The sequence below is a fragment of the Pseudorhizobium tarimense genome (assembly GCF_022968135.1).
Taxonomy (GTDB): Bacteria; Pseudomonadota; Alphaproteobacteria; order Rhizobiales; family Rhizobiaceae; genus Neorhizobium; species Neorhizobium tarimense.
In genome coordinates, this window is sequence record NZ_JALJRA010000001.1 from 357,259 (window position 1) to 383,513 (window position 26,255).

Consider the following 26,255-nt stretch of genomic DNA (forward strand, 5'->3'; position numbering starts at 1 on the left):
TTCGGCCATTCTCTTCGACAGACAGGCGAGACGGGAGCCTCGAGGCCTACTTTTTGCGCAGGTCGAACCAACCTGAGGCATCCCCAATGCTGCTGAAAAAGAAAAAGCTACTTGATGAGCCCCGTGCGTAGGGCTTTGGCCACGGCCTGGGTTCTGTTGACGGTGTCGAGCTTCTTGGCCGCCCGATTGAGGTAATGATTGACCGTGTGCTCGGAGAGCCCAAGGATCTCTGCAATCTCGGCGCTCGTCTTGCCGGCAGCGGTCCAGTTCAAGCAATCCAGTTCTCGCTCCGTCAATGTATCGGTGGCGCGTACAGTCACACTGCGGATCTGCGCGAGCGTCTCGTAGACGTGGATCGCGATGTAGTTGAGCTCCATCATCTGCTGCAGGTCGAAGACGAGGTTCTCGCCCGCCAAGGCCACCGAGCCTCTCAGCCCGGTGCCGTCCTGAACAGGGAAATGAGCTCCGCGAAGCAGGCCATAGCGGCGGAACAGTTTCTCCGACTCGTTGCTGCCATGCTCCTTCGTCACATCTTCCATGTTGAAGGAGAACGGCAGGGCCGATTCGCGCAACCGCTTCAGAACCGGGCTTGCGGCGAGAAGGCCCTCCTTGTCGTAGGCGGCGATAAGTTCAGCTGGTAGACTGGTGATAACGGTTGTCGACGACAGGGTTAACGAGGTGACCGGCGGCAGGTTCAGAACCATGAAGGCACGGGCACCGTAGTCTTCGCTCAGGCGTTTCATGAAGCGGAAGACGTCGAACTGCGTCTTCAGTCCCGCGGTCTCCCTGAGCTTTGCCTCCACCGACTCGGCCTGAAGTAACGTTTTCATCTGCGGCATTGGCCCAAATTCTCGCTTCTCCAACCAGCGATGCTCGCTTGGGCGAGGCCGCGGGCAGGAAGTGTACAGATTGGCGGCCTTGAGGATGTCTGGATGCGGAAATCCGCCCGGCCGAACGTCGGTTGCAAAGACGCAAGCAGAGGTATTCCGAAAGTTTCTCAATGGCAATTGGTATTCCTGATCGAGGATCGGATTTTCTCCAGTTTCGCACGATGTTCCAGCTGATCGAAGATCTGGCGCACTTGCCTTCGACGTCACATCCCGCCAAAGGTGGACTCCTCGATCAGCAGGATTAGCTCATGTCGGCCATGCCCCATCACGACCAAGTCCTCTCCTCAACCGTTTGCGAACTTGGCGAAGGGCCCAGCTATGAGCATGAGACGGACACGCTCTGGTGGCTCGACATTCTCGGAAAAACTCTTCACGAACTACATCTTCAATCACGGACGAAACGGGAGCATCCGCTGCCAGTGATGGCGAGCGTCGTCGCCCGGATCGATGGCTCCCGTCAGATGATGGCAACCGAAGGTGGCATCTTCATCCGTGATCGTGACAGCGGCGATTTCTCGCTCTATTGCGAGCTCGAGCCCGGCAAGGCGAGCAACCGCTCGAACGATGGGCGGGTGCACCCGAGCGGCAGCCTGTGGATCGGCACGATGAGCAAGACTGGCGAAGACGGTGCCGGCGCGATCTATCACGTAGCCGATGGCCGGGTGGCCGAGCTTTTTGGCAAGATCAGCATTCCGAACTCCATCTGCTTTGCCCCGGATGGCGCCACCGGCTACTTTGTTGATACGCGGGTAAACCAGCTGATGCGGGTGCCGCTCGATGCCGCGACGGGTCTACCTGTCGGGGCGGCCGAGGTGCTGGTTGATACCAGCGACCGGGCCGGCGGCATGGATGGCTCCGTCTGTGATGCCCAAGGTAATATCTGGAACGCCCGATGGGGAGCAGGCGCCGTCGAGTGCTTCGATCCCACCGGCAAGCTTCTCGCCAAGCACGAGCTGCCTGCAAAGCGGACGACGTGCCCCGTGTTCTGCGGCAGGGACTTCGACCGGCTCGCGGTCACCTCGGCCTGGGAAGGGATGAGCGCTGCAGAGCGGGCAAGCGATCCCTTGGCGGGGCAGTTGTTTACCCTGCCCATCAGCGTTTCGGGCAGAGCGGAGCCGGTGTTCAAGGCGTAGGCAAGCAGACCCGTCCGGATCTGGAGAGGTCCAAGGCGGGGCAGCCGTTTTAGCCGTGGCCAGTGTTGCCGAGCAAAACAGCTCGGCGAAGCCCTACGTCGACTGCTGATAGCGACTCCGAAGGTAGGTGTGCGTTGCGGCTGTGTCGGCTGGCTTGCCGTAGTAGTAGCCCTGGCCCATACCGCAGCCCAGCGCCTTCAGCTTCTCGGCGTCTTCGTGGGTCTCTATGCCTTCTGCAACCACCTGAAGCTCGAGCCCGTCGCACATGGCGACGATCGCCTTGACGATATGTTCCGACGCACGGTCAGTGGTGATCTGGGACACGAATGCGCGGTCGATCTTGACCTTATCGAAGGTGAAGTCGCGAAGCCGCCCGAGGCTGGACTGTCCGGTGCCGAAGTCGTCCAGAGAGATCTTGACCCCGTGCTGCCGCAGGTCTGCAATGATGCGCTGGGCGGTATCGGCGGACGTCATCACCGCAGTCTCGGTAATCTCGAGTTCCAAGCGATGCGGACCGAGGCCGGCCCGCGCCAACGTCGACAGGATGGTCTCGCTGGTGCCGGGATCCATCAACTGCGCCGAGGAAAGATTGAATGAGAGGAAGAGCTCCTGCGGCCAGGACAGCGCCGCTTCTGCAGCCTTGCTCAACAGCACTTCGGAGAGAGCGTCGATGAAACCTCGCTCTTCCGCAAGCGGCACGAACACGGAAGGGGAGACAAAACCGAGATCATGGTCGATCCAGCGCGCGAGAGCTTCAAAACCCAGAACTGCCCCGTCCTGCAGACGCACGATCGGCTGAAAGTAAACCTCAACCGCGTCGGTGATGATGGCGTTGCGAAGCGCCTGTTCAAGATGGGTCGCTCGCTTCATCTCCTCCGCGATCTCGCTGGAATACACGGTGATCTGACCGCGTCCGCGCCGCTTGGACCGGTAGAGCGCCGTTTCTGCGCTTCTCAGCAGATCCTCGAAGTTTTCGCCGGCAAACGGGTAGACTGCAAAACCGAAAGAGGCGGACAGGCGGACGTTGCGATCTCCTAGATCATAGGGCGCGGAAAGAACGTCCTTCATCATCTGGCCGATCCGCTCGGCACCGCCCCGTTCGAACACAAGCGGAAAGATGAAGGCAAACTGGTCGCCCTCGTGCCGGGTGACCGTTGCCCCGTCCGGAGCACAGGCCTTCAACCGATGCGCCACTTGGCAGAGGATCTCGTCGCCAGCCTCAGCGCCGAACAGATCGTTGATCGGCTTGAAGCCGTCGAGGTTGGCGATGCAGATGGTGAAGGGTGCAGGATCCTGCGCGCGCTCGGCGGCAAGCAGCCGCACCTTGTCGCGCAGCCGGTAGCGGTTGCCGAGACCCGTTAGCGGGTCACTATATGCCATTGCCTGCAGTTCGTTCTGACTGACCTGCGGCAACAGATTGCCCGCCGACCTCATGGGAAATCCGATACTCAGTACATTTTCGCTGGAAGATGAAGGACAAAGATTAACAAATCACACCCCCCCAGAGAGGCGAAAGCCGAGACATTTCATGGCATTAACGTAGACTGCAACTTCCTGCCGTTCCGTTCGGGATGTTTCAGGCGTACATCTTCTGCGCCAACCAGGCATCGCGCACACCCGAATTCGCGAGCGCGGGAGATGCAAAAGGGCGGCGGATTGTCCTCAGAAAATCCATACCGGGGGCGATCCGCTCTGCGATGAGGGCTTTCCAAGCCATCGAGAATCCTCGAAAATTGCCCAATGGCCGTGAAGCTTCTTCCAGAGACCCTGATCAACCAGATCGCTGCCGGCGAGGTCATCGAGCGACCCGCCAGTGCTGCCAAGGAATTGATCGAGAACGCGATCGACGCCGGTGCCACGCGGATCGAGATTGCCACCGCCGGAGGCGGCAAGAGCCTGCTGCGGATCACCGACAACGGCTGCGGCATGGATGCAGGCGACCTAGAGCTTGCGGTGCGTCGGCATTGTACGTCCAAGATCAACACGACGTTGGACGACATCCGCACGCTTGGCTTTCGTGGAGAAGCCCTGCCCTCCATCGGCTCCGTTGCCAAACTGACGATCACCAGCCGGCGCGCCGGCGACCAACAGGGATCACAGGTCTCGGTTGTTGGAGGAACGACGTCGCCCGTTCGTCCGGCACCGGCGAACCAGGGCACTGTGGTAGAGGTGCGCGACATCTTCTTCGCTACGCCGGCGCGCCTGAAATTTCTGAAGTCCGAACGGGCGGAGGCCGGGGCGATCACCGAGATGGTGAAGCGCATGGCGATCGCCTTCCCGGGGATCCGCTTCGTCCTTTCAGGTCCAGACCGCTCCAACTTGGAGCTTCCGTCGACGGGTGACGACCCGCTAGCGCGGATCGCGCAGATCCTCGGGCGCGAGTTCAAGGACAATGCGATCGAGATCGACGCCTTGCGCGAGGATGTCACCCTCACTGGCTTTGCAGGCGTGCCGACCTTCAACCGCGGCAACTCCGGGCACCAGTATGCCTTCGTCAACGGGCGCCCGGTCCAGGACAAGCTGATCCTGTCGGCCATTCGCGGCGCCTATGCAGAAACGGTGCCTTCCGGCCGTTATCCGGTGGCGGTGCTCTCCATCACGCTCGATCCCGCACTGGTCGACGTCAATGTTCATCCGGCAAAGGCGGACGTGCGGTTTCGCGACCCCGGCCTGATCCGTGGACTTATTGTCGGCGCCATTCGTGAAGCGCTAGCGCGCGAGGGCAGCCGCGCTGCCACCACGAGCGCAAGCGGCCTCACGAGCGCCTTCCGCCCTGGCTACGCCACGGCAGCCGCGCCATCAGCGCCCTGGACAGCACACACCTCACCATCGCGTCCGCTGATGCCGGCCTTCGGATTTGCCGAAACGGAGCAGCGGGGTTTTGACAGCGTCACGATCCCTTCCGCCCGGGCCGAGACTGTCACGAGTGCTGACATTTTGATGAGCGCCCACCCGGATGGCGCCCAATATCGTCTCGGCGCTGCACGTGCGCAACTGCACGAGAACTATATCGTTGCGCAGACGGACGACGGCCTGGTCATTGTGGACCAGCATGCCGCACACGAAAGGCTCGTCTTTGAGGCGATGCGAAAGGCGCTCGATGCCGGGCGGCTTGCGTCTCAGTCTCTCCTGATCCCAGAGATCGTCGATCTGCCGGAAGAAGATTGTGATCGGCTGATGGCTTACGCCCAGGAGCTCGATCGTTTCGGGTTGGCGATCGAGCGTTTCGGTCCCGGAGCCATTGCCGTCCGGGAAACGCCGGCCATGCTGGGTGAAATTGACGCCGCCGGCATGGTTCGCGATCTAGCTGACGAAGTGGCGGAATGGAACACCGCCGGCGGGCTGCGCGCCAAGCTTGAACATGTGGCTGCCACCATGGCCTGCCACGGATCCGTCCGGTCCGGCCGACGCCTTCGTCCAGAGGAGATGAATGCGCTGCTTCGCCAAATGGAGGTGACGCCGGGTTCGGGGCAGTGCAATCACGGCCGGCCGACCTATATCGAGCTGAAGCTGTCGGACATCGAGCGGTTGTTCGGCCGCAGCTGACGGCAGCCGACGCAGGGTGGCGCCAAGACGAAACCCGCTGTAAAGCGAAGACATGATTTTCGGGAGGAGAAAACGAATGAACCGGTTCGAGGGAAGCGGCAATCGGGAAGCGAAGATCCGGTATCTCGACGGCGACTACCAACTGATCAGCGCCGGGTCCCACGTTATCTGCGCCGTGACCGGCGCGCAGATCCCGCTTGACGAACTGCGCTACTGGAGTATTGCCCGCCAGGAAGCCTATGTCGATGTTGCGGCCTCGCTTGAGGCGGACAAGCGCGCGGGCATTCTGCCAAACCAATCCCGTGCCTGACGCAGCACCTTTCAGGCCGCTGACCGGCTCTCGCTCAGTCGTCTCTGCCGATAGGACGCCATCGCCGAGTCAATGATACGATTCAGCGCATGCGGATCATCGAAGATCATGTCGACCTCCACTACGCGAAGCTTCTGCAGCAGTTGATCTGCTGATCCGTGCCCACCAGCAAGACGCACGGCATCCTTTGCGGTCGTGACCGGCAAAAGCCCCTGCCGATCGGCATCGGCTAGGATATCGGCGACTTCATCATCGCTGAAGTAGTGATGATCCGAGAATGATCGGCGCTCCACTAGCTTTGCTCCAAGCGCCTCGACCGTCCGGTAGAACTTTTCCGGATCCGCTATCCCGGCGAACCCAAGAACCGGCTGCCCTTGGAGATCGGGCGCTGATTGCGGCACGAGAGAGGCGACGTAAAAGGGCTTTCCTGCGCGAGCGGCCTGACGCACCAGTGGGTCTGCGGCATCGCCATTGCCCACCTTCAGGATCGCCGACAGGTGGCGCATCTGTTCGGCGATCGGCGCCCGCACCGGTCCTGCCGGAACCAGATGGCCGTTGCCGACGCCGCGAACGCTGTCGATCACAATAAGGGCGAAGTCGATCACGATCCGCGCACTCTGGAAGCCGTCGTCCATGATGATCAGGTCAACGCCCTCGGCAACCAATCTCTGAGCCCCCTCGACCCGCTTCCTCGATATGGCAGTAATCGCCTCGCGTGCCAGAAGCAGCGCCTCGTCGCCTACGGCACCGGCGCGGTGATGATGGGGATCAACGATAGTCGTGACGTCCAAGGAGCCGCCATAGCCCCGGCTGAGGAAGCCCGGCTTCAGCCCGCGCTGCATTGCCGCCCTTGCCAGTGCTATTGCCGTCGGCGTCTTGCCGGCACCTCCGACGGTGAAATTGCCGACGCAGATGACGGGCGCCGGGACGACCACGCGCCGTGCCTTGGCGAGACGCCGGCCGGAGATTTTGCCATAAAGGAATGATGCGGGCGCAAGGCTCCAGGCGCGCCAATCGGCCTTCGTCCACCAGAAGGGCGGTGCTTCCGACACCATAAGCTCGTCTCCACTGTCACCTTGAACCGCCGGCAACAAATGAGACTTTCCTGCAAAAGGCAAGAGTGAAGCCCTGCGGTCTCTCAGCCGATCTTTTCGTCGCACAGCAGAAGTTCCTCCAGCGAGGCGATGCTATCGAGGCAGAGGTCTGCGAGGGGCGCCAGCGTGTCACGGGTTCCGGTGCCGGTCAGCACGCCGATGCTGGCACTCACGCCAGCATTCGCGCCCATGGCCAGGTCATGCTTGTTGTCGCCCACCATCGCGATGCTGCCGGGTTCCAATCCGACTGCAGCGCAGAAGCCGAGCACCATGCCAGGTTCCGGTTTGATCCCAAAGCCGCTGTCGTAACCCGCGACGAAGTCGACATAGCGGTCGATCTTGAAACGCCGCGCCGTCTGGCGGATCGACAATTCATTGTCGCTCGACGCAATGCCGAGCTTCAGCCCCCGCGCCTTCAGACGCGAGAAGAGTGAACGCAGATCAGTTACCGGGACGGCATATTCCGTGGCCTGCACGAAAAGCGCATCCAGCCGCGACGTCAGATCTTCAACAGTCAGAGGTGAACCGGCTGCAATGAAACCAGCGGCGATTTCTGCGGCATTGCCAGCGGCATAGAGGCTATCGGCATGGGTGTGGCCGGAGATGGGGTCCATGCCGGCCGCCACGAGCAACTTTGTCTCGAGGTTGGCGTTACCTGCCGCAGCAAGGCGCGCGGCCTCCCGGTTTACGGGAGCCCAGCTCTCGTCATAGCGAATGAGGGTGCCGTCCTTGTCGAAGAGGATGCCTCCAATGCCGCGGAGGGCGTTACGGCTCATTGCGCCGCAACGTTGCGCGGCTGCAGCCGGGCGCTCACCGTCAGCGGATTGATGTAGGGCTCAAGCGCCTTGACGGTGGCCGAGAGGGCGCCGCGCATCTCCTGGGTCGCTTCCTGCCCGGCATCGATCATCTTTTTGCGGGCAATATCGTTGCTCAGCAGATAGTGCACGGCCTTGGCCAGCATCTCGGTGTCGCGAACGAGGCGGGCACCGCCCCTACGCACCAGATTGGAATAAGCGTCACGGAAGTTCTCGACCCGGCTGCCGGAGAGAACTGCACAACCGACCATGGCCGGCTCCATCGGGTTCTGGCCACCCTCGCCCGTCAGCGACCGGCCGACGAAGGCGACCTCCGTAAGCCGCAGGTAGAGACCCATCTCGCCAATGCTGTCGCCAATGAAGATGTCCGTTTCCTCGGTCAGCATGTCGTTGCGCGACCGGCGTGCAACCACCAGCCCCTGAGCCTTCAACATGGTTTCGATATCGTCAGCCCGTTCCGGATGCCGGGGCACGATGATCGTCAGCTGCCCGTTTCTCGCCTTCAGCGCCTTGTGGATCTTGGCTGCCGCCTTTTCCTCACCCTCGAAGGTCGAAATCGCGGCCCAGGTCTTGCGGCCGCCGATCTGCTGGCGATACCGCTCCACGAGCGATGGGTCGCAGGGCGGAGGATCGGTATCGCCCTTCAGATTGCCCGACACGAGGACCGGCCAGGCCCCGAGGTCGCGGAAGCGCTCGGCATCGAGATCGCTCTGAGCGACGACCAGCGACATGCGCCCGAAAAGGGCTTCCGCCACCTGGTCGTGGCGCTGCCAGCGTTCGAAGGACCGATCGGAGATGCGGGCATTCACGCGAATTTGCGGAATCTTGCGCCGGGCGAGCTCCAGAACCGTCGTCGGCCATATCTCCGACTCTGCGGTGATGCAGGCGTCGGGCCGCCAGTAGCGCAGGAAGCGCTTGACGGGGAACTTGAGGTCGATCGGGACATATTGATGGATAACCTGGTCGCCCAGCCGCGTGCGGACCAGCTCGGCCGAGGTCACGGTGCCGGTGGTCAGAAGGACATTGATCTCACGGCGGCACAGTTCCCGCATGAGCGGGATGAGGGCAAGCGTTTCACCGACGCTCGCCGAATGCAGCCAGACCAGAGGCCCGCGCGGTCGCGGCTGGCTTGCATAGCCGAAGCGCTCGTTGCGACGCTGCCGGTCTTCCTTACCCTTGTAGGTACGATAGGCGAGATAAGGGGCGGCGAGAGGATAGAGAACAATTCCCGCGATCCGGTATCCCGTCAGTGCCGCACGCGCCAACCCCTTGCTCATGGCAGATGCCTTTGATGGGTGGCTGTCTGCGCCAAGCTGAGGTGTCCTTCGTACAATCATCCAAAAAAGGACTTTTGCTTTAGAATTACGTCAAATTCAGGTTTTGGACAGGATGCAATGTCGGGAAGGCTGTCGCCAAGCGGAAACCGCAGTTTATCCCCAATATGATGTTATTCGCCTTTAGCTTCTGGATCGAGCAGCTTGTGCATGTGGACGATGAAGTAACGCATTTCTGCATTGTCTACCGTCTGCTGTGCTTTCGACCGCCAGGCCATCAGCGCACTGGCATAGTCCGGAAATATGCCGACGATATCCAGCTTCGACAGGTCCTTGAACTGCACGCCGCTGAGGCTCGATAGTTCACCGCCGAATACCAGGTGGAGGAGTTGCTTCTTTTCACTTGCTTCCGTCATGTCTCAACCCTTTGCCAGTCCCCCCGAGGCCCCTGCTTGCGGCAAGCGATCCCAAAGGTCAACCCGTGGGATCGTCTGGCATGAACATCCGCAGCTTGTCCAGAGCGTGACCCGCGCCGGCACGAAGGACACCATGCTTGACGCTCTCGCGATTGTAGACCAGCCGGCTGCCATCGGCATCGACAAGCTGCCCGCCGGCCCTTTCCAGGATGATATCGGCGGCCGCCAGATCCCAGTCATGGGAGTTGCGCTTGACGATCGTCCCGTCGATCGTCCCATCGGCGGTCATCGCGAGACGGTAAGCGAGCGAAGGCACATGGCGCACCCGTTGAACGGAGGTCCGATGCTGCGGCTGGACAAACTTCAGCACGTCCTCCGCAACGGCAAGCTTGAGAGGATCCTGCGACTGTGGGTGGGAAACCGTGATCGCCTGGTCGTTCTTCAGCGCCGGCTGGCCAAGCGCCGCAGAGAACTCTTCGCCCAGGGCGGGCGCTACGAGGACACCCGCGACCGGACGGCCATGGTGAACGACCGCAACGGAAACGCACCAGGTTTTCTCGCCGCCAATGAAGGCGCGGGTTCCGTCGATCGGATCCACGACGAACAGCGTCTCACGTTCCAACCGACCCGTGTCGTCGTCCGTCTCTTCCGAAAGCCAGCCGTAACTGGGCCGGGCTTCTAGCAACATGCCCTGCAGCTTGTCGTTCGCGGCAAAATCGGCGACACTGACGGGCGAGCGATCGCCGTTCTTCCACCAGACCTCCGGTGCCTTTCCAAAATAACCGAGGGCGATCTTGCCGGCTTCCGCGGCGGCGAGCCTGATTAGTGCCAGATCCTCGCTCCAGCGATTTGCATGAGCGTCCATGGCTATCGCCCCGCCAGGGTCATGCCCTCGATGGCGATCGTCGGCGAGGCGACGCCGAACTTTCGATCGATGTCATTGGCGGGCGTCAGCCGCATGAACATGTCCTTGAGGTTGGACGCAATCGTCACCTCCGAAACGGGATAGGCGAGTTCGCCGTCCTCGATCCAGAAGCCGGTCGCACCACGGCTGTACTCGCCGGTCACCATGTTGACGCCCTGCCCGATCAGTTCCGTTACGTAAAAGCCCGTGCCGATGCTGCGGATGAGATCCTCCGGCGCAGTGTCGCCCGGCTCCAGCGCAAGATTGGTGGAGGCGGCACCAACCGAGGTGCCCCCGCGTACGCCACGGCCATTGGTTGGCAGGCCGAGTTCACGCCCGGTCGAGGTGGAGAGGAACCAGTGCTTCAGCACGCCATCCTCGATCATCGCCATGCGCTCGCCCTTTACACCTTCACCATCAAAGGGTCGGGATGAGGAGCCGCGTACCTTCAGCGGGTCATCGGTAATGCTCAAGCCAGACTTCAGCACCTGCTGGCCCATCTTGTCCTTCAGGAAGCTCGTCTTGCGCGCAACGGCGCCGCCGTTGATCGCGCCTGCAATGTGGCCGACGAAGCCGCGCGCGATGCGCGGATCGAAGACGACCGTGAGGTTCTTGCCCGTCGGCACCTGGCGGGGGTTGAGGCGCTTGACCACCCGGTCGCCTGCACGCCGGCCGATCGTCTTCGGATCATCGAGGTCGGCGAAGTAGAGGCGACTGTCGAAGTCGTAGTCGCGCTCCATCTTGGTGCCCTCGCCGGCGATGACGCTGACGGAACGGCCGAAGCGGGTCGCCATATAGCTGCCGGAAAAACCGTGGGAGGTGACCAGAACCAATCCACCCATGCCCGCCGACGCACCTGCGCCCGACGAATTGCGGACGCCGTCCACATCCAGCGCCGCCTGCTCCATTTCAAGCGCGGCCTGCCGCAGATCGTCGGTTGGAACTTCGGTCGGATCGAACAGCTCCAGATCCGGATAGGAGCGTGCAAGATGGATTTCGTCGGCGAGGCAGGCATACGGATCTTCCGGTGAAACCTTCGCCATCGCCACGGCGCGCTCTGCCAACGTCTTCATGTCGAAGCCGGGATTTGCCGAGACGCTGGCGACGCGGTTGCCGACAAAGACCCGCAGCGAGAAATCGTCGCTTTCTGAGGCTTCCGTTCCCTCGACCTTGCCGAGCCGGACGCTGACGGATCGGGAGCGCGAGCGGACGACGACGGCGTCTGCCTGGTCTGCTCCAGCAGCCTTTGCAAGATCAATCAGATGTGCTGCGCGCGAGAGAAGAGTTTTGGAGTCGAATTCGGAGGTCATTGTGTACCTTTCGTTGCCGCTCCATTTATTGTGCGGCTAGTAAGGCATCAAGGCTCGCTTGCCGATTCTTCCGCTAACAGTGCAGGTGCAGGGTTGTTTCCATGACGATGTCAGGCTCGCTTTTTCCCCAGATGCTTGTTCTGCTCGCGGGCGCCGTGGTCGCTGCTCCGATCTTCCGCAAGCTCGGTCTTGGCACCGTCCTCGGTTACCTCGCGGCCGGGGTCGTGATCGGGCCGGTGATGCAGCAGATCACGGAAGCGGAAGAAGTTCTGCACGTGGCCGAGTTCGGTATTGTCTTTCTGCTCTTCATCATAGGGCTCGAGTTGAAGCCGTCGCGGCTCTGGCAGATGCGCGGCGATGTTTTCGGACTGGGCACGGCCCAGGTGGTCGTAACGGGCGTGGTGCTGACGGGCCTTTCCCTCCTCGTCGGGCTTGCCGAATGGCGCGGCAGTCTCGTCATCGGCTTTGGCCTTGCCCTTTCCTCAACTGCTTTCGCGCTGCAGATCCTAAGCGATGATGGCGACCTGAACAGCCGATATGGGCAACGCTCGTTTTCGATCCTGCTCTTCCAGGATCTTGCGATCGTGCCTCTGCTGGCGCTCGTCAGCATCCTCGCCACCGGTGTCGGCGAAACGGAGACGTCGGCCCTCACGGGGCTCGCCGTCGCGGTCGGGGCAGTGGTGGCCATGATCCTTGCCGGACGTTACCTGCTGACTCCACTCTTCCAGGTGATCGCTCGGACAGGCGCCCGTGAGGTGATGATCGCAACAGCGCTCCTCATCGTGCTCGGTTCGGCAGCGGCGATGCAGGCCGTCGGTCTTTCGATGGCGATGGGGGCCTTCCTTGCCGGCGTGATGCTGGCAGAGTCCTCGTATCGACACGAGCTGGAAGCGGATATCGAGCCTTTCCGCGGCCTGCTGCTCGCCCTCTTCTTCATAGCGGTCGGCCTGTCGCTGGAGGTGGACGTTCTTTGGGAGCAGTTGGGCTTCATCCTGGTGGCGGTGCCAGTCTTTATGCTGACCAAAGGTCTCATCACCTATGCCCTCTGCCGCCTGCTCGGCTCGCCGCACAATGACGCCTTGCGCATCGCCTTCCTGCTGCCGCAGGGCGGCGAATTCGGCTTCGTTCTCTTCACCACCGCAGTTGCGGCGGGGCTTCTCTCCTCCGGCACGGCCTCGCTACTCATCGCAATCGTGACACTTTCGATGGCGCTGACGCCGCTTGGCGCGACGATCGCCCGGCGGCTTATGAAGGTCGAACATGAGGAGCTCGACGAGGACTTCGAGGGTGCCGGCGCGGACGTGCTGATGATCGGCTTCTCGCGCTTCGGCCAGATTGCGGCGCAGATCCTGCTTGCCGGCGGTCGTGATGTGACGGTGATCGACGATTCCGCCGATCGCGTGCGCCAGGCGGCATCCTTCGGCTTTCGCATCTATTTCGGTGACGGCACCCGAAAGGAAGTGCTCATCGCCTCGGGGATCGAGAAGGCGAAGATCGTCGCTGTACTCACTCAGAAGCGGGAAGTGACGGACAAGATCGTCGACCTGATCCGCTCCGAATTTCCAGAAACCAAGCTCTATGTTCGCTCCTACGACCGAATCCACACGATCTCGCTTCGCGGTCGCGGCGTCGACTACGAACTGCGCGAAACATTGGAGTCTGGCCTGCTGTTCGGACGCAAGACACTGGAGGCGCTCGGAATGAGCGGCGCAGAAGCCGAAGCGATCGAGGAAGACATTCGCAAGCGTGACGAGGAGCGGCTGCTCATCCAGGCGGCGGACGGGCTGATGGCGGGGCGGCACATGCTGCACAACCGACCGGTAAAGCCCGAGCCGCTGATCAAGCCGAAGAATGCTCCGGCCGCAGAAGACGAAGGGGCGCTGGCGGAAGAAGTCGCGGACTAGGCTTCGGCAGCAAGGTATATCGCCTCGACGGCACGCTTCACGTCGTCCTTCACCGCTGCGCACTGCTCGAGAATTTCCTTGGCCTTGAGGAAGTCGAGCACGCGGTAGCGGTTGACCGGAGGCCGCAGGAAGATGTGCGGCGGCTGAAGACGAAGCTTCAGATCGATGGCCGACTGCATCATCAGCTGGCTTGCACCGAACATGCTATCGATGCGGCTCGGCGGCTGGGACGCGTCGCCTTCCGGAGCACCGATCACGTCGACTCCGATGACGACGTCTGCCAGATCCATCAGATGGTCATAGGGGATCGGGTTGTAGACGCCGCCGTCGATCATGATGCGGCCGTTGATGCGAAGCGGCATGAAGATGCCGGGCAGTGCTGCCGATGCCGCCAGCGCCGTCGTCAGATCGCCGGATTCCAGCACCACCTCGGCCTGCCCATAATAATCCGTCGCCGTCACCTTGAGCGGGATGTGCAAGCATTCGAAGTCCTGCGGGATCTGCGGCGGCAGAAGCGCCTTCAGCACGAGCTCGAGATTGAACTGGCCAAAGCGGAAGCCGCCGAGCGTGTCGCGCATGGAGGCAGGCCCGAGGCTCCAGAGCTTGTTGGCGAGCGTGCCGCGCGGACCGATTGTCTCCAGCGTGTAAGAGTGGATCTCCTCGCCGCTCATCCCCGCCGCCATTGCGGCACCGACGATGGCCCCGATCGACGATCCTGCGATGGCGACAGGCCGTATGCCCAGCTCGTCCAGCGCCTCGATCACACAGATGTGGGAAAGGCCACGCGCGCCGCCGCCACCGAAGGCGATGGCAAAGGTAAGCTCGCCGCTGCTCCTCTTGCGGGGAAGTTCGTGAAGGGCGAGCTTGGTGTTCATGCCTTGGCCGTCAATTAGGCTGATAGCGGAAGAAGTGCATACGGGTATCACCAAAGATCCGCTGTTCGAGCGGTTTAAAGACGTCATGTACCTGCGGCAGGACGTCAGCCCGCTCTTCGAGAATGGCTAGGGCTCCAGGCTCCAGCCAACGGCCGGCATGCGCGGCGAAAAGAGCTGCCTCGCCCAACGCCTTGCCGTAGGGAGGATCGGCGAACAGGAACTGGAACGGCTCGATCGTGCCGACGTCCCCCAGACTGGTCGCGTCGCGCCGAAGAATGCGGGTGCGCCCGTGCAGCGCCAGCGACTCGATGTTTTCCCAGAGCAGCCCCCTGCCCTCGACGCTGTTTTCCACGAAGAGCGCCGCCTTGCAGCCGCGTGACAAGGCCTCGATGCCGACAGCGCCAGTGCCGGCGAAGAGATCGATCACCCGGGTCTGCTGCAAGGCCTCGGGATAAACGTGGCTGATGATGTTGAACAGGCTTTCGCGCGTCCGGTCGATCGTCGGCCGGATGTCGTTTGACTTCGGTGCGGCCAAAGTCCGGCCGCGGAGATCTCCACCGACGATCCGCATGACGGCCTAGCCCCGTGGTGTGCGGGGCTTGCCACCGGACGGGCGGCCTCCCGGGCGACCGCCGCCACCCGACGGCTTGCCACGTCCACCCCCCGGTTTCCCGCCGGAGGGCTTGCCACCACCAGGCTTTCCGCCAGTTGGCTTTCCACGCGGGCGGTCACCGAAGGGCCGGTCACCCGCCGGCCTCTCCCCGCGCGCGCCCTCGGACCTCGAGCGGTCGCCGTCAGCGCGTGCGGCGCGGCGCTTGTCGGAAAACGGACGCTCGCCACGAGACGGACGGTCGCTATAGGGGCGGTCGCTGCGGGGGCGGTCGGGCCTGCCCTCGCCGGAGAACGACTTGCCGCGGGGCCGGTCGCCCTCCTCGCGCGGCTTGCGGTCGCCGCGCGGACGATCGCCGCCGAAGCCTTCGCGCCTGGAACGCGCGCCGGTCGAACGGCCGGCCCTGTCGCCATCGCGGCCGCGACCAGCATCGCGATCACCGGACGAGCGCTTGCGGCCGAAGTCCCCACCACGCTCGCTTCTGCTTTCGGGCGGTGTTTCGGCGCGAATCCAGTCGCTGTCGTCCTCGGCGCGGTTGACCACGACGCGACGTTCGCTCTGCGGCTTCGGCTTGTCGAACAGCCGTTCGGCTTCTGCGCGCGCGAAGGACTTTCTTGCCTGACCATCTGCCGTTGGACGCGCACCTGGCGCCATCCAGACATTGGCGGTGCGGGACGTGCCCATGGGCGGACGCTTCTTCGGCTTATCCTCGGCGAAACCCCAGTCTTCACGCGGACTGCCCGCGCGCTGACCCTTGCCACCAAAGCTCCGGTCGTCGCTGCGCTTGGCAGGGCGATCGGAGCGCTTCTCGCGCCGCGGCTCGGAACGCTCGTCCTTGGCCCAGCCGCTTTTTTCTTTTCCATCTGCACGGGCGGCGCGCGGTGCCGGCGTCTCGTCGCCTGCGCCTTCGCTGTAAACGGGAGCATCGAAATTGGCCTTGGCTTCGTCGATCAGTCGCGGACCGAGCTGGTCGCGCAGAGTACGGCCGCGGACCTCGATGACCTCACCCTCGGGAAGGTCTCCCAGCTGAAACGGGCCGTAGGAGATCCGGATGAGGCGGTTCACCTCAAGACCGAGCGCTCCCAAAACATTCTTGATTTCGCGGTTCTTGCCTTCACGCAGGCCCATGGTGAGCCAGACGTTGCGGCCCTGTTGCCGGTCGAGTGTCGCTTCGATCGCACCGTACAGCACACCGTCGACGGCGATGCCGTCCCTCAGCTTGTCGAGATCGGCCTGCTCGATCTCACCGTGAGCACGAACACGGTAGCGGCGCAGCCAGCCCGTCGTCGGAAGTTCTAGCACGCGTGAGAGGCCGCCGTCATTGGTGAGGAGCAGCAGGCCTTCCGTATTGATGTCGAGGCGGCCGATGGAAAGCACGCGCGGCAGGCCTTCCGGCAGATTGTCGAAGACCGTCGGGCGCCCCTCCGGATCCGAATTCGTCGTCACCAGGCCGGCCGGCTTGTGGTAGAGCCAGAGCCGTGTCCGCTCGATGCCGCGGATCGGGGCACCATCAACCTCGATGCGGTCCTCCAGCGTTGCATTGACGACAGGCGTGTCCAGCACCTGACCGTTCAAGCGCACGCGGCCTTCCATAATCATCCGCTCGACGTCCCGCCGGGACGCGACGCCTGCGCGAGCGAGCAGCTTAGAAATGCGCTCGGGCTTGGCTGGAGCATCTGCTGACGCAGCCGGGGTGGGATTGGCGTCCACCTTCCGCGGCGGCCGGCTGTCGGCATCCCGATCGTCGTTCTTCCTCGGCTTCAGACCGCCTTTGGCAGAGAAGCCTGGCTTGCCTCCGGCCTTCGGTTTGGTTTCGCGATCGAAGTGCTTGGCTCCGCCGCGCTTCGGCTTGTCTTTGGATGTCATTTGTTGTTTGCCTGAAGCGTGATGTCGAACGGACTGATCCGGACATTCAAGTTGGTTGAGGTGCGTCTTGGGCTCTCCACGATCGGGAGGCGCTGGTTTGTTGCTTCCTACCAGTTCACGGGACCCGGGTTAAGAGGAAATCGCCGATAATGCGGAAGACGGACGGTTTCATGGCCGAGGCGATGCGGGAGGCCCGGCTGGCGGCGGAGCGCGGCGAAGTCCCCGTGGGCGCCGTGCTCGTGCTCGACGGAGAGATTGTCGCCCGCTCGGGAAACCGCACCCGGACGGATCAGGATGTGACGGCCCATGCCGAGATCGTGGTGATCCGTGAGGCGGCGAGCGTTCTTGGCCAGGAGCGTCTGAAGGGCGCCGATCTCTACGTGACGCTCGAACCCTGCACGATGTGCGCCGGTGCGATCTCCTTTGCCCGCATCCGCAGGCTCTACTATGGAGCGGAGGATCCAAAAGGCGGTGCCGTCGACAACGGCGTTCGGTTCTTTTCGCAGCCGACCTGCCACCACGTGCCCGACGTCTATGCCGGCCTCGCCGAAACCGAGGCCGGGCAGTTGCTCACGGACTTCTTCAGGTCACGTCGTCCGGACTGACAGGACGCCCTACTGGAAGGGCTTCCACCAGCTGGAGGACTGCTTGGCGGCCTGCGCCTCCTTCTTGCGGCGGCGCTCCTTCTGCGTTTCAGGTTCGCCGAGATCGCCTAAGGCTGCGGCATCGACCGCACGGTATTCCGCCGGGGGGTCCGTCAGCGACCGGCGACGCGCCGTAACATCGACCGTCTCCTGGTTCTGCTTGGCTTGGCGGAAGGCTTCCCACTTCTCCGACTCGGTCATCTGCCCGGCTTTGCCCTTGCCGGCAAGCAGGGGAGAACGGTAGCGCGGATTGTTCTCGTTTTCGCTCGCTTCCTGTCGCAAACGCTCACGCGTCTCCTCAGGCGATTCGACCCAAGCCGCGTTGTTCTCACGGCTGGCGAGCGAGGTCTGCGGCGGCGGCAGGGACTTGTCTTGGGCAGCAACCACCAGTTCCGGGCGAGGGTTGTACTTGACGTTCGGCTTCTCGCTGCCGCCTAGCGAAATGGCCGAGCCGAGGTCGTCACCGAGCTGCTCCATTGCGGAGGTTCCGGTGCCGTAGGTCGGGCTGCTCATACAGCCGGTAAGGCCAACCATCCCGGCCATGATGCCGGCCACGCTCAAAGCGGCGCGAAACCCATGCGTCGTCTTCATCAAAATCCTTCCAGCGGCGCCCGTCCTTCGACGCCCCTCAGATACCCGCTGATCACGGCCTGACGGAAAAATCCGGCCAATTTCGGGCAGATGTACCGGATGATCCGCCAAAGCGCAATCATCCGGCCAGCCGTTCATCAGCTCAGGCGGCCTAGCTGCGTCAGCTCCCGAAGGGCGGCGGCGTCCCGTGCAGAGACATCCGGATAGTCCGGATCCGAACCGACATCGCGGGTAACCTTCCACGACCGGGCGCACTTCGTGCCTTCCGCGAGCTGCGGCTCGACAGCAACCTTCGTTCCGTCCTCCAGGCGGAAAGCAGCTGCCGGACCTTCGCCCGCCATCACGGAAATATCGGAGGTGATGCAGATCTCTGCAAAGTCTAGACCGTCCAGGGCCTTCATCAGCTCGGGGTCGGCGATATGGACGACCGGAGCCGCTTCCAGGGACGAGCCGATCCGCTTCTCTTTGCGCTCTACTTCGAGCGCACCGGTAACGGCACGACGAACAGTGCGAACCTTCTTCCACTTCTCCGAGATCGCCTCGTTCTGCCAGCCAGCCGGGAGATCCGGGAACTGCTGAAGGTGGACGGAAATTGCCCCCGGGTCGCGCGACAGCCAGGCCTCTTCCGCCGTGAACGGCATCATCGGGGCAAACCATAAAACCAGGCAGTCGAATAGCTTGCGGATGACACAGAGTGCGGCACGACGGCGCATCGACGACGGCGCATCGCAGTAGAGTGCGTCCTTACGGATGTCGAAGTAGAAGGCCGAGAGTTCGACGTTGGCGAAATCGGATAAGGCGCGAACGATGCGCTTGAAATCGAACTCATCGTAGCCCTTGCGCACCAACTGATCGAGTTCGAACAGCCGGTGCAGCATGAGCTTTTCCAGCTCCGGCAGATCGGCATAGGAGACTTCCTCACCCTGGTCGTGGGCAAGCGTGCCGAGCATCCAGCGGATCGTGTTGCGGATCTTGCGATAGGCATCGATGTTGGTCTGGATGATCGTCTTGCCGAGGCGCTGGTCTTCCCAGTAGTCGGTGTTCATGACCCAGAGCCGCAGGATGTCCGCGCCCGACTGCGCCATCACCTCCTGCGGCGTAACCGTATTGCCGAGCGACTTCGACATCTTGCGGCCGTCCTCGGCCATGGTGAAGCCATGGGTGACGACAGCGTTGTAGGGCGCGCGGCCACGGGTGGCGCAGCTTTCCAAGAGGGAGGAATGGAACCAGCCGCGATGCTGGTCGGAGCCTTCGAGGTAGACGTCGGCCGGCCACTTCAGGTCCGGGCGGTCTTCCAGCGTAAAGGTGTGGGTCGAGCCCGAGTCGAACCAGACATCGAGGATGTCGTTGACCATCTGCCACCTCTCGCCGTCATGCTCGCTGCCGAGGAAGCGCTCCTTGGCGCCTTCGGCGAACCAGGCATCGGCGCCTTCCTTCTCGAAGGCTTCAAGAATGCGAGCATTCACCTTTTCGTCGCGCAGGACGCTGCCTTCGGCATCGGCAAAGATGCAGATCGGCACGCCCCAGGCGCGCTGACGGGACAGCACCCAGTCCGGGCGCTGCTCGATCATGGCGCGCAGGCGGTTCTGGCCAGCGGCGGGCACGAAGCGGGTGTCGTCTATGGCCGAGAGCGCACGGGTACGCAACGTCGTGCCGTCGCTCAGGTCCTTGTCCATGTAGACGAACCACTGCGGCGTGTTGCGGAAGATCACCGGCTTCTTGGAGCGCCAGGAATGCGGATAGTCGTGCTTGATGCGACCCCGGGCAAACAGTTGCTTAAACTCGATCAGCGCTTCGATGACGCGCTTGTTGGCATCGCCCTTCTTGCCGTTGTCGTCGAGCACGCGAGCAGCACCGCCTTCAGCCGAAGGGCCAAAACCGGGGGCGTCTTCGGTGTAGAAGCCGGCGTCATCGACCGGGAACGGGATCTTGGTGTCGATGCCAAGCGCTTCTAGTTGCTTGATGCTGCTCATCCAGGCGTCGAAGTCCTCGCGCCCATGGGAAGGTGCCGTATGAACGAAACCGGTGCCGGCATCGTCAGTAACATGGTCGCCACTCAGCAGCGGAACCGGGAATTCATATCCTCCGCCCAGCTGCCGCAACGGATGCCCGCACAACAGCCGGCCAAGCTCCCCAGCGGCGACACCACGCAGCTTCTTGTACTGCAGCTTCGCCTTCTTGAATGACTCCTCTGCGAGGTTTTCCGCAAAGACCAGCTTCTCGCCCGGCCGTGGGCCGAAGTCGTTATCTGCTTCCGTCACCTCGTAGAGTGCATACTGGACCTTCGGTGAGTAGGCGATCGCACGGTTGCCTGGGATCGTCCAAGGCGTCGTGGTCCAGATGACGACGAAGGCGCCTTGAAGGTCACCGAGAGAACCGCCCTCGGCGTTCTGGGCGCTGACAGCCTGCCGGAAGCCGTCTCCTCTGTCCAGCGCGCCCGGCTCAACGCTCCGAAGGATCGGGAACTTCACCCAGATCGTGTCGCTTTCGACCTCGTGATACTCGACCTCCGCTTCCGCCAGAGCGGTACGCTCGACGACCGACCACATGACCGGCTTGGAGCCGCGATAAAGCTGCCCGCTCATGGCGATCTTCAGAAGTTCGCCGGCGATGCGGGCTTCCGCGTGGAAGGCCATGGTCGTGTAGGGATTGTCGAAATCGCCCTCGATGCCGAGGCGGCGGAACTCGTCGGACTGGATGTCGATCCAGCCTTGCGCAAACTCGCGGCATTCCTTGCGGAATTCGTTGATCGGAACCTCGTTTTTGTCCTTGCCCTTCTCGCGGTACTTCTCCTCGATCTTCCATTCGATCGGCAGGCCGTGGCAGTCCCAGCCGGGCACGTAGTTCGAGTCAAAGCCGCGCATCTGGAAGGAGCGGGTGATGACGTCCTTCAGCACCTTGTTCAGCGCGTGACCGATGTGGATGTGGCCGTTGGCATAGGGAGGGCCGTCGTGGAGGACGAACTTTTCACGTCCCGCAGCGGAGGCACGCAGCTTCTTGTAGAGCCCCATCTCCTTCCACTTCGCCGCGATCTCCGGCTCCTTCTGCGGCAGGCCGGCGCGCATCGGGAAGTCGGTTTCGGGCAGGTAGAGGGTCTTCGAGTAGTCGAGCTTTTCGGCGGTATCGGTCATGATCAGGCAATCGTCTCTGGCGCCGGTCGGGCGCATCCGGATAAAGAGAATTCGGTGGCGGAAGCGCGTGGGAGCGCCAAAAACCCGGACCTTCCGGACGCCTGGCTTCAAGCGGCGCGGAAGGCCGGGCCGGTAATTCGTATGAAGCGGGCCGGCAGGCAGTGTGTCATGGCCCGCGTCTTTACGAGGTTTCGCGCACGAAAGGAAGAGGTAGGCGGGTGGAGGCGGTCCTTTGCCCTCGCCACAGACAGAGAGCGTGGGCTCTGGGATGTTGTACCCTTGCCCCATCCATCATAACCTCAGTCGTGGTGACCTTCTTGGTCTCTCAGGAGAGCGGAATGAAAAGGGCTTTTTTCATCTAGGCGCATTGGGATGAGGAGGCAAAAACCTTCTACTCCGAGAGCGACATCGAAGGTCTTCATATCACGAGGCTCCGTCAATCGACAGCTTTGAGGAGGTTATCTTCGACACTGCCGTCGACCTCATCGTTGGAAACCACATGACGGATACAGATGTGACAGGCACGCCGATGAAGGACCTCATTCCCGCCATCCTATGGCCGGGGCCTGCCGAACCTGCAGTCGCCGCCTGATTGTGGATGGTTACTACAAGCTCGTTCGCGATATTATCTCCGAGCTCGGGTTCCACTACATCAAGAATGCCAAGGGCTCGCATGAGAAGTGGAAGTCTGCGATACGGGCAAGATACTTCTTGTGCCGCGCAACCTGCAAAGTCGGAAGACTGCCAACTCTCGATACTGAAGGACGCAGGCTCTTCATAAAGGCTCTAATGGGCGTTAGAAAACGATCCGGCTGTCGAGCTGACCCAGCGGCCGGACGCCGGCAAGAAGCGCCCGCGCCTCCTCCTCGTCACGCTTCATCTGCTCGACCAGCGGGTCCAGACCGTCGAACTTCAGCTCGTCGCGCAGATGGCCGAAGAAGGAAACGGAGCACGTCTGACCGTAGAGATTGCCGGAGAAGTCGAAGAGATAGGTTTCAAGGAGCGGCGCGCCGTTTTCGGTGACCGTCGGACGGCGGCCGTAGCTTGCGACACCATCGTGAAGGGCGCCATCTTCCGTTCGGAAGCGGACGGCATAGACGCCGGCCTTGAGCTGCGTTTCCGGCGCAAGGGCCATGTTGGCGGTGGGATAGCCGAGTGTGCGGCCGAGTTTCTCGCCGCCGACGACCTCTGCTTCCACGGTGTAGCGGTAGCCGAGCAGCCCGGCCGCCGCGACGACGTCGCCTTCGGCGAGCAGGTCCCGGATACGGCTCGAGGAGATGACGTCGGCGTTCTCGTCACGATAGGCGTCAACGAGGCTGACAGTGAAGCCAAGTTGTTCACCCGCCGCCATCAGATAGGCGGGTCCACCTTCCCGCCCCTTGCCGAAGTGGAAGTCGAAGCCGGTGACCACAGCGGAAGCCTCAAGCCAGCCGACCAGGACCGACTGAACGAAGTCCTCGGCCGATCGCTGCGAGAATTGGGGGTCGAACGGATATTCGATGACGCAATGAAAGCCCGCGGCCTCCAGCAGCCGCGCCTTCAGCGGTGCCGGCGTCAGCCGATAGACGGGCTGGTCCGGCTGAAAGACGGTGCGCGGATGCGGCTCGAAGGTCAGTACCAGCGCCGAAACGCCCTTCGATCCTGAAAGCGAGAGCGCCTTGTCGAGAACGCTGAGATGGCCGCGATGGACGCCGTCGAAGTTGCCGATCGCGACCACGCCGCCCTTCAGGTGGCCCGGCAGAGGCTCTTTCTTCTCGTTGCGGTGAAACAGGGTCATGAGCGAGCCTTAAGCGAGTCTCGGCATCCACCACTGGGGTGCCGCGCCTTCGCGCTCGAGCCAGCCGTTCATCACCGCCTCGTCGATCTCGCCGTTGATCGTGTACTCGTTTACGTGGATGCCGGCGCTGATATAGAGAAGGTCCAGCCCTTGAGAAATCGCGCCCCGCACATCGGTCGGCATGCCGTCGCCGATGGCAACAACACGATCCCTGGCAAATTCGCCGCGGGTCTGGCGGGCAAAGGCCAGCGCTTCCTCGTAGATCGGTGTGTGGGGCTTGCCGGCGATCCGCGTCTGGCCGCCGAGTTGCTCGTAATAGGCGGCGACGGAGCCGGCGCAGGGAATGATGCGATGGCCGCGCTCTACCACGAGATCCGGGTTGGCGCAGATGAACGGGACATCGCGCTTCTGGAACGCGTCCAGCATGTCGTGGTAATCTTCCGGGACTTCCTTCTCATCGTCGAAGAAGCCGGTGCAGACGATTGCGTCTGCTGCATCGGCTCCGACGACTTCGACATCCAGTCCGTCGAACAGCGGCATGTCGCGCTCCGGCCCGAGCAGGAAGACCTTCTTCGGCCCTTCGGCAATCAGGTGTCGCGTCACGTCGCCGGAGGTGACGATGCGGTCATAGGCCTCGTCCGGCACGCCCAGGAGGCGCAGCTGACTGATCACGCCCGGGGAAGGACGAGGAGAGTTGGTGATCAGGACTACCGTCACGCCCGCCTTGCGGGCCTCTGCCAGCGCTTCGCAGGCATCCGGAAAGGCATCGACGCCGTTGTGGAGGACCCCCCAGACATCGGAGAGGACGACGTCGTAATTGCCGGTGATCTCGCTGAGGGTGCTGATGCGCTTGGCCATGCCTGCTTCCGAGCTGGTATCTGGAGGCGCTGACATCGCAAAGCTTTCTCTGGAGTGCAAGAAGTTTCAGCCGCACCACCAGGCCGGCTTTGGACGGAGCCAAATTTCGGATTGATTTCGAGATGCCGTTCTTGACTCGCGACCGGCGCCCCCTTATCTCGACGCCTGTTGGCACTCTTCATCGAGGAGTGCTAGCACCCCCCATACGGGTCTCGAAAGACCTGTCCGTGTCATTTGATCGAGGGACAAGACAATGGCAAGCACCAATTTCCGCCCCCTGCACGATCGCGTCGTCGTTCGCCGCGTCGAGTCTGAAGCCAAGACCAAGGGTGGCATCATCATTCCGGACACCGCCAAGGAAAAGCCGCAGGAAGGCGAAATCGTCGCCGTCGGCTCCGGCGCGCGTGACGAGTCCGGCAAGATCGTCGCACTCGACGTCAAGGTCGGTGACCGCGTTCTGTTCGGCAAGTGGTCCGGTACGGAAGTCAAGCTCGACGGCGAAGACCTTCTGATCATGAAGGAAGCCGACATCATGGGCATCATCGGCTGACTCTAAGCCGACTGCTTCCACTGAATTATCGCTGACAACCCTCTTCAGGAGTCAACAAAATGGCAGCTAAAGAAATCAAGTTTGGCCGCACCGCGCGCGAAAAGATGCTGCACGGCGTCGACGTTCTCGCAGATGCAGTGAAGGTGACCCTCGGTCCGAAGGGCCGTAACGTCATCATCGACAAGTCTTTCGGCGCTCCGCGCATCACCAAGGACGGTGTATCGGTCGCCAAGGAAATCGAACTGGAAGACAAGTTCGAGAACATGGGTGCCCAGATGGTCCGCGAAGTTGCTTCGAAGACCAACGACATCGCCGGTGACGGCACCACCACTGCAACAGTTCTTGCCCAGGCGATCGTTCGCGAAGGCAACAAGGCCGTTGCAGCCGGCATGAACCCGATGGACCTGAAGCGCGGCATCGATCTCGCCGTTGCCGAAGTCGTTCGTGACCTGCAGGCGAAGGCCAAGAAGATCTCGACTTCGGAAGAAGTTGCCCAGGTCGGCACGATCTCCGCAAACGGCGACGCCCAGGTTGGCCGTGACATCGCTGAAGCGATGCAGAAGGTCGGCAACGAAGGCGTCATCACCGTCGAAGAAGCCAAGACCGCCGAAACCGAACTCGAAGTCGTCGAAGGCATGCAGTTCGACCGCGGCTACCTGTCGCCTTACTTCGTGACGAACCCGGAGAAGATGGTCGCTGATCTTGACGACGCGTACATCCTGCTGCACGAAAAGAAGCTTTCGAACCTTCAGGCGATGCTGCCGGTTCTGGAAGCCGTCGTTCAGTCCGGCAAGCCGCTCCTCATCATTGCTGAAGACGTCGAAGGGGAAGCTCTTGCAACGCTCGTCGTCAACAAGCTGCGCGGTGGTCTGAAGATCGCTGCCGTCAAGGCTCCTGGCTTCGGCGACCGCCGCAAGGCCATGCTCGAAGACATCGCCATCCTGACGGGCGGCACTGTCATCTCCGAAGACCTCGGCATCAAGCTCGAAAACGTCACGCTCGACATGCTCGGCCGTGCGAAGAAGGTTTCGATCTCCAAGGAAAACACCACGATCGTCGACGGCGCTGGCCAGAAGACCGACATCGAAGGTCGCGTTGCTCAGATCAAGGCGCAGATCGAGGAGACCACTTCGGACTACGACCGCGAGAAGCTGCAGGAACGTCTTGCCAAGCTCGCTGGCGGCGTTGCCGTTATCCGCGTTGGCGGCTCCACGGAAGTCGAAGTCAAGGAGCGCAAGGACCGCATCGACGACGCTCTGAACGCGACCCGCGCTGCCGTTCAGGAAGGCATCGTCCCGGGTGGTGGTACCGCTCTCCTCCGTTCGTCCACGAAGATCGCTGCCAAGGGCGAGAACGACGACCAGGAAGCCGGCATCAACATCGTTCGCCGTGCGCTCCAGTCGCTGGTTCGCCAGATCGCCACCAACGCTGGTGACGAAGCTTCAATCGTTGTCGGCAAGATCCTCGACAAGAACGAAGAGAACTTCGGCTACAACGCTCAGACGTCTGAATATGGCGACATGATCGCCATGGGCATCGTTGACCCGGTCAAGGTTGTTCGCACGGCCCTGCAGAACGCAGCTTCGGTTGCCTCGCTGCTGATCACGACGGAAGCCATGGTCGCCGAGCTGCCGAAGAAGGACGCTCCGGCCGGCATGCCTGGCGGCATGGGCGGAATGGGCGGCATGGACATGATGTAAGACCTTCGGGTCTTCACATCTGAGCCATCCGGTTCAGTTTCGGGAAGGGCGGTCTTC

At 62.3% G+C, this 26,255-nt stretch carries 22 protein-coding genes and 1 pseudogene; 7 read left to right on the top strand and 16 right to left on the bottom strand.

Annotation, left to right across the window (positions count from 1 at the left end):
• Positions 1-107 precede the first annotated feature (107 nt).
• Positions 108-830, bottom strand: coding sequence for a helix-turn-helix transcriptional regulator (locus tag MUU54_RS01820; protein WP_247242411.1), 723 nt, complete (start codon positions 828-830; stop codon positions 108-110).
• A 308-nt stretch (positions 831-1,138) separates the two neighbouring features.
• Here MUU54_RS01820 and MUU54_RS01825 point away from each other — a divergent pair, with 308 nt between their 5' ends.
• Complete coding sequence (locus tag MUU54_RS01825; RefSeq protein ID WP_247242299.1) at positions 1,139-2,023, top strand: SMP-30/gluconolactonase/LRE family protein; 885 nt, start codon at positions 1,139-1,141, stop codon at positions 2,021-2,023.
• A 93-nt stretch (positions 2,024-2,116) separates the two neighbouring features.
• Here the strand turns inward: MUU54_RS01825 and MUU54_RS01830 are convergent, their stop codons facing one another.
• Both MUU54_RS01830 and MUU54_RS01835 read right to left on the bottom strand, forming a co-directional pair.
• Positions 2,117-3,457 (bottom strand): putative bifunctional diguanylate cyclase/phosphodiesterase, encoded by a 1,341-nt coding sequence (locus tag MUU54_RS01830; protein ID WP_247242301.1) that lies wholly within the window; start codon positions 3,455-3,457, stop codon positions 2,117-2,119.
• 142 nt (positions 3,458-3,599) lie between these two features.
• Entirely contained in the window at positions 3,600-3,740 is a 141-nt protein-coding gene (locus MUU54_RS01835; protein ID WP_247242302.1) for a hypothetical protein, read from the bottom strand.
• A gap of 23 nt (positions 3,741-3,763) precedes the next feature.
• Between MUU54_RS01835 and mutL the strand changes: the two genes are divergently transcribed.
• Both mutL and MUU54_RS01845 read left to right on the top strand, forming a co-directional pair.
• A complete protein-coding gene (gene mutL, locus MUU54_RS01840) occupies positions 3,764-5,569 on the top strand; it encodes a DNA mismatch repair endonuclease MutL (protein ID WP_247242303.1) in 1,806 nt (601 codons plus the stop codon).
• Between the two features lie 76 nt (positions 5,570-5,645).
• Positions 5,646-5,879: a DUF2093 domain-containing protein gene (locus tag MUU54_RS01845; protein WP_247242305.1), complete on the top strand. Its 234-nt coding sequence runs from the start codon at positions 5,646-5,648 to the stop codon at positions 5,877-5,879.
• An 11-nt stretch (positions 5,880-5,890) separates the two neighbouring features.
• Here the strand turns inward: MUU54_RS01845 and lpxK are convergent, their stop codons facing one another.
• The 6 genes from lpxK to MUU54_RS01875 all read right to left on the bottom strand — a co-directional run bounded on the left by lpxK (position 5,891) and on the right by MUU54_RS01875 (position 11,692).
• On the bottom strand, positions 5,891-6,934 hold the full coding sequence (lpxK, locus tag MUU54_RS01850; protein ID WP_247242306.1) for a tetraacyldisaccharide 4'-kinase: 1,044 nt from the start codon (positions 6,932-6,934) through the stop codon (positions 5,891-5,893).
• Between the two features lie 83 nt (positions 6,935-7,017).
• A complete protein-coding gene (locus MUU54_RS01855) occupies positions 7,018-7,749 on the bottom strand; it encodes an HAD family hydrolase (RefSeq protein WP_247242307.1) in 732 nt (243 codons plus the stop codon).
• Positions 7,746-9,065: a lipid IV(A) 3-deoxy-D-manno-octulosonic acid transferase gene (gene waaA, locus MUU54_RS01860; protein WP_247242309.1), complete on the bottom strand. Its 1,320-nt coding sequence runs from the start codon at positions 9,063-9,065 to the stop codon at positions 7,746-7,748. Before waaA ends, MUU54_RS01855 begins: the two co-directional genes overlap by 4 nt.
• A gap of 170 nt (positions 9,066-9,235) precedes the next feature.
• Complete coding sequence (locus MUU54_RS01865; protein WP_247242310.1) at positions 9,236-9,478, bottom strand: DUF4170 domain-containing protein; 243 nt, start codon at positions 9,476-9,478, stop codon at positions 9,236-9,238.
• A 58-nt stretch (positions 9,479-9,536) separates the two neighbouring features.
• Entirely contained in the window at positions 9,537-10,343 is an 807-nt protein-coding gene (locus tag MUU54_RS01870) for a 3'(2'),5'-bisphosphate nucleotidase CysQ (RefSeq protein WP_247242311.1), read from the bottom strand.
• Between the two features lie 2 nt (positions 10,344-10,345).
• The gene (locus tag MUU54_RS01875; protein WP_247242312.1) at positions 10,346-11,692 is read right to left on the bottom strand and encodes a TldD/PmbA family protein; all 1,347 of its coding nucleotides are present in this window, start codon (positions 11,690-11,692) and stop codon (positions 10,346-10,348) included.
• Between the two features lie 101 nt (positions 11,693-11,793).
• On the opposite strand from MUU54_RS01875, the gene MUU54_RS01880 reads away from it, so the two are divergent.
• Positions 11,794-13,596, top strand: coding sequence for a monovalent cation:proton antiporter-2 (CPA2) family protein (locus MUU54_RS01880; protein ID WP_247242313.1), 1,803 nt, complete (start codon positions 11,794-11,796; stop codon positions 13,594-13,596).
• On the opposite strand, the gene MUU54_RS01885 is transcribed toward MUU54_RS01880, so the two are convergent.
• The 3 genes and pseudogenes from MUU54_RS01885 to MUU54_RS01895 form a co-directional block, all read right to left on the bottom strand.
• A complete protein-coding gene (locus MUU54_RS01885) occupies positions 13,593-14,471 on the bottom strand; it encodes a patatin-like phospholipase family protein (protein WP_247242314.1) in 879 nt (292 codons plus the stop codon). The two genes, MUU54_RS01880 and MUU54_RS01885, sit on opposite strands and share 4 nt — an antisense overlap.
• A 10-nt stretch (positions 14,472-14,481) precedes the next feature.
• Positions 14,482-15,042, bottom strand: a complete 561-nt coding sequence (gene rsmD, locus MUU54_RS01890) for a 16S rRNA (guanine(966)-N(2))-methyltransferase RsmD (protein WP_247242412.1) — start codon at positions 15,040-15,042, stop codon at positions 14,482-14,484.
• A gap of 9 nt (positions 15,043-15,051) precedes the next feature.
• Positions 15,052-16,947: pseudogene (locus tag MUU54_RS01895) on the bottom strand (pseudouridine synthase); the annotation flags it as partial.
• A gap of 149 nt (positions 16,948-17,096) precedes the next feature.
• Here MUU54_RS01895 and MUU54_RS01900 point away from each other — a divergent pair.
• Entirely contained in the window at positions 17,097-17,552 is a 456-nt protein-coding gene (locus MUU54_RS01900) for a nucleoside deaminase (RefSeq protein WP_247242315.1), read from the top strand.
• A gap of 9 nt (positions 17,553-17,561) precedes the next feature.
• Here MUU54_RS01900 and MUU54_RS01905 read toward each other — a convergent pair whose 3' ends face one another.
• The 4 genes from MUU54_RS01905 to MUU54_RS01920 all read right to left on the bottom strand — a co-directional run bounded on the left by MUU54_RS01905 (position 17,562) and on the right by MUU54_RS01920 (position 23,948).
• The gene (locus tag MUU54_RS01905; protein WP_247242316.1) at positions 17,562-18,182 is read right to left on the bottom strand and encodes a hypothetical protein; all 621 of its coding nucleotides are present in this window, start codon (positions 18,180-18,182) and stop codon (positions 17,562-17,564) included.
• Positions 18,183-18,319: 137 nt separating this feature from the next.
• On the bottom strand, positions 18,320-21,313 hold the full coding sequence (ileS, locus tag MUU54_RS01910) for an isoleucine--tRNA ligase (protein ID WP_247242318.1): 2,994 nt from the start codon (positions 21,311-21,313) through the stop codon (positions 18,320-18,322).
• Between the two features lie 796 nt (positions 21,314-22,109).
• Positions 22,110-23,090 carry a bifunctional riboflavin kinase/FAD synthetase gene (locus MUU54_RS01915; RefSeq protein ID WP_247242319.1) on the bottom strand — a complete coding sequence of 327 codons (981 nt, stop codon included), beginning with the start codon at positions 23,088-23,090 and terminating at the stop codon, positions 22,110-22,112.
• Positions 23,091-23,099: 9 nt separating this feature from the next.
• Positions 23,100-23,948, bottom strand: coding sequence for a TIGR01459 family HAD-type hydrolase (locus tag MUU54_RS01920; protein WP_247242320.1), 849 nt, complete (start codon positions 23,946-23,948; stop codon positions 23,100-23,102).
• Between the two features lie 253 nt (positions 23,949-24,201).
• On the opposite strand from MUU54_RS01920, the gene groES reads away from it, so the two are divergent.
• Positions 24,202-24,498: a co-chaperone GroES gene (gene groES, locus MUU54_RS01925; protein ID WP_062553120.1), complete on the top strand. Its 297-nt coding sequence runs from the start codon at positions 24,202-24,204 to the stop codon at positions 24,496-24,498.
• A gap of 59 nt (positions 24,499-24,557) precedes the next feature.
• The gene (groL, locus tag MUU54_RS01930; protein WP_247242321.1) at positions 24,558-26,198 is read left to right on the top strand and encodes a chaperonin GroEL; all 1,641 of its coding nucleotides are present in this window, start codon (positions 24,558-24,560) and stop codon (positions 26,196-26,198) included.
• Positions 26,199-26,255 lie beyond the last annotated feature (57 nt).

Coding starts and splice junctions, on each gene's coding strand:
- MUU54_RS01830 (WP_247242301.1), bottom strand. CDS start 3,457: ATGAGGTCGGCGGGCAATCTGTTGCCGCAGGTCAGTCAGAACGAACTG.
- MUU54_RS01820 (WP_247242411.1), bottom strand. CDS start 830: ATGAAAACGTTACTTCAGGCCGAGTCGGTGGAGGCAAAGCTCAGGGAG.
- waaA (WP_247242309.1), bottom strand. CDS start 9,065: ATGAGCAAGGGGTTGGCGCGTGCGGCACTGACGGGATACCGGATCGCG.
- MUU54_RS01880 (WP_247242313.1), top strand. CDS start 11,794: ATGACGATGTCAGGCTCGCTTTTTCCCCAGATGCTTGTTCTGCTCGCG.
- MUU54_RS01905 (WP_247242316.1), bottom strand. CDS start 18,182: ATGAAGACGACGCATGGGTTTCGCGCCGCTTTGAGCGTGGCCGGCATC.
- MUU54_RS01865 (WP_247242310.1), bottom strand. CDS start 9,478: ATGACGGAAGCAAGTGAAAAGAAGCAACTCCTCCACCTGGTATTCGGC.
- MUU54_RS01920 (WP_247242320.1), bottom strand. CDS start 23,948: ATGGCCAAGCGCATCAGCACCCTCAGCGAGATCACCGGCAATTACGAC.
- ileS (WP_247242318.1), bottom strand. CDS start 21,313: ATGACCGATACCGCCGAAAAGCTCGACTACTCGAAGACCCTCTACCTG.
- MUU54_RS01835 (WP_247242302.1), bottom strand. CDS start 3,740: ATGGCTTGGAAAGCCCTCATCGCAGAGCGGATCGCCCCCGGTATGGAT.
- MUU54_RS01915 (WP_247242319.1), bottom strand. CDS start 23,090: ATGACCCTGTTTCACCGCAACGAGAAGAAAGAGCCTCTGCCGGGCCAC.
- MUU54_RS01900 (WP_247242315.1), top strand. CDS start 17,097: ATGCGGAAGACGGACGGTTTCATGGCCGAGGCGATGCGGGAGGCCCGG.
- groL (WP_247242321.1), top strand. CDS start 24,558: ATGGCAGCTAAAGAAATCAAGTTTGGCCGCACCGCGCGCGAAAAGATG.
- MUU54_RS01855 (WP_247242307.1), bottom strand. CDS start 7,749: ATGAGCCGTAACGCCCTCCGCGGCATTGGAGGCATCCTCTTCGACAAG.
- MUU54_RS01875 (WP_247242312.1), bottom strand. CDS start 11,692: ATGACCTCCGAATTCGACTCCAAAACTCTTCTCTCGCGCGCAGCACAT.
- MUU54_RS01885 (WP_247242314.1), bottom strand. CDS start 14,471: ATGAACACCAAGCTCGCCCTTCACGAACTTCCCCGCAAGAGGAGCAGC.
- lpxK (WP_247242306.1), bottom strand. CDS start 6,934: ATGGTGTCGGAAGCACCGCCCTTCTGGTGGACGAAGGCCGATTGGCGC.
- MUU54_RS01870 (WP_247242311.1), bottom strand. CDS start 10,343: ATGGACGCTCATGCAAATCGCTGGAGCGAGGATCTGGCACTAATCAGG.
- groES (WP_062553120.1), top strand. CDS start 24,202: ATGGCAAGCACCAATTTCCGCCCCCTGCACGATCGCGTCGTCGTTCGC.
- mutL (WP_247242303.1), top strand. CDS start 3,764: ATGGCCGTGAAGCTTCTTCCAGAGACCCTGATCAACCAGATCGCTGCC.
- MUU54_RS01845 (WP_247242305.1), top strand. CDS start 5,646: ATGAACCGGTTCGAGGGAAGCGGCAATCGGGAAGCGAAGATCCGGTAT.
- MUU54_RS01825 (WP_247242299.1), top strand. CDS start 1,139: ATGTCGGCCATGCCCCATCACGACCAAGTCCTCTCCTCAACCGTTTGC.
- rsmD (WP_247242412.1), bottom strand. CDS start 15,042: ATGCGGATCGTCGGTGGAGATCTCCGCGGCCGGACTTTGGCCGCACCG.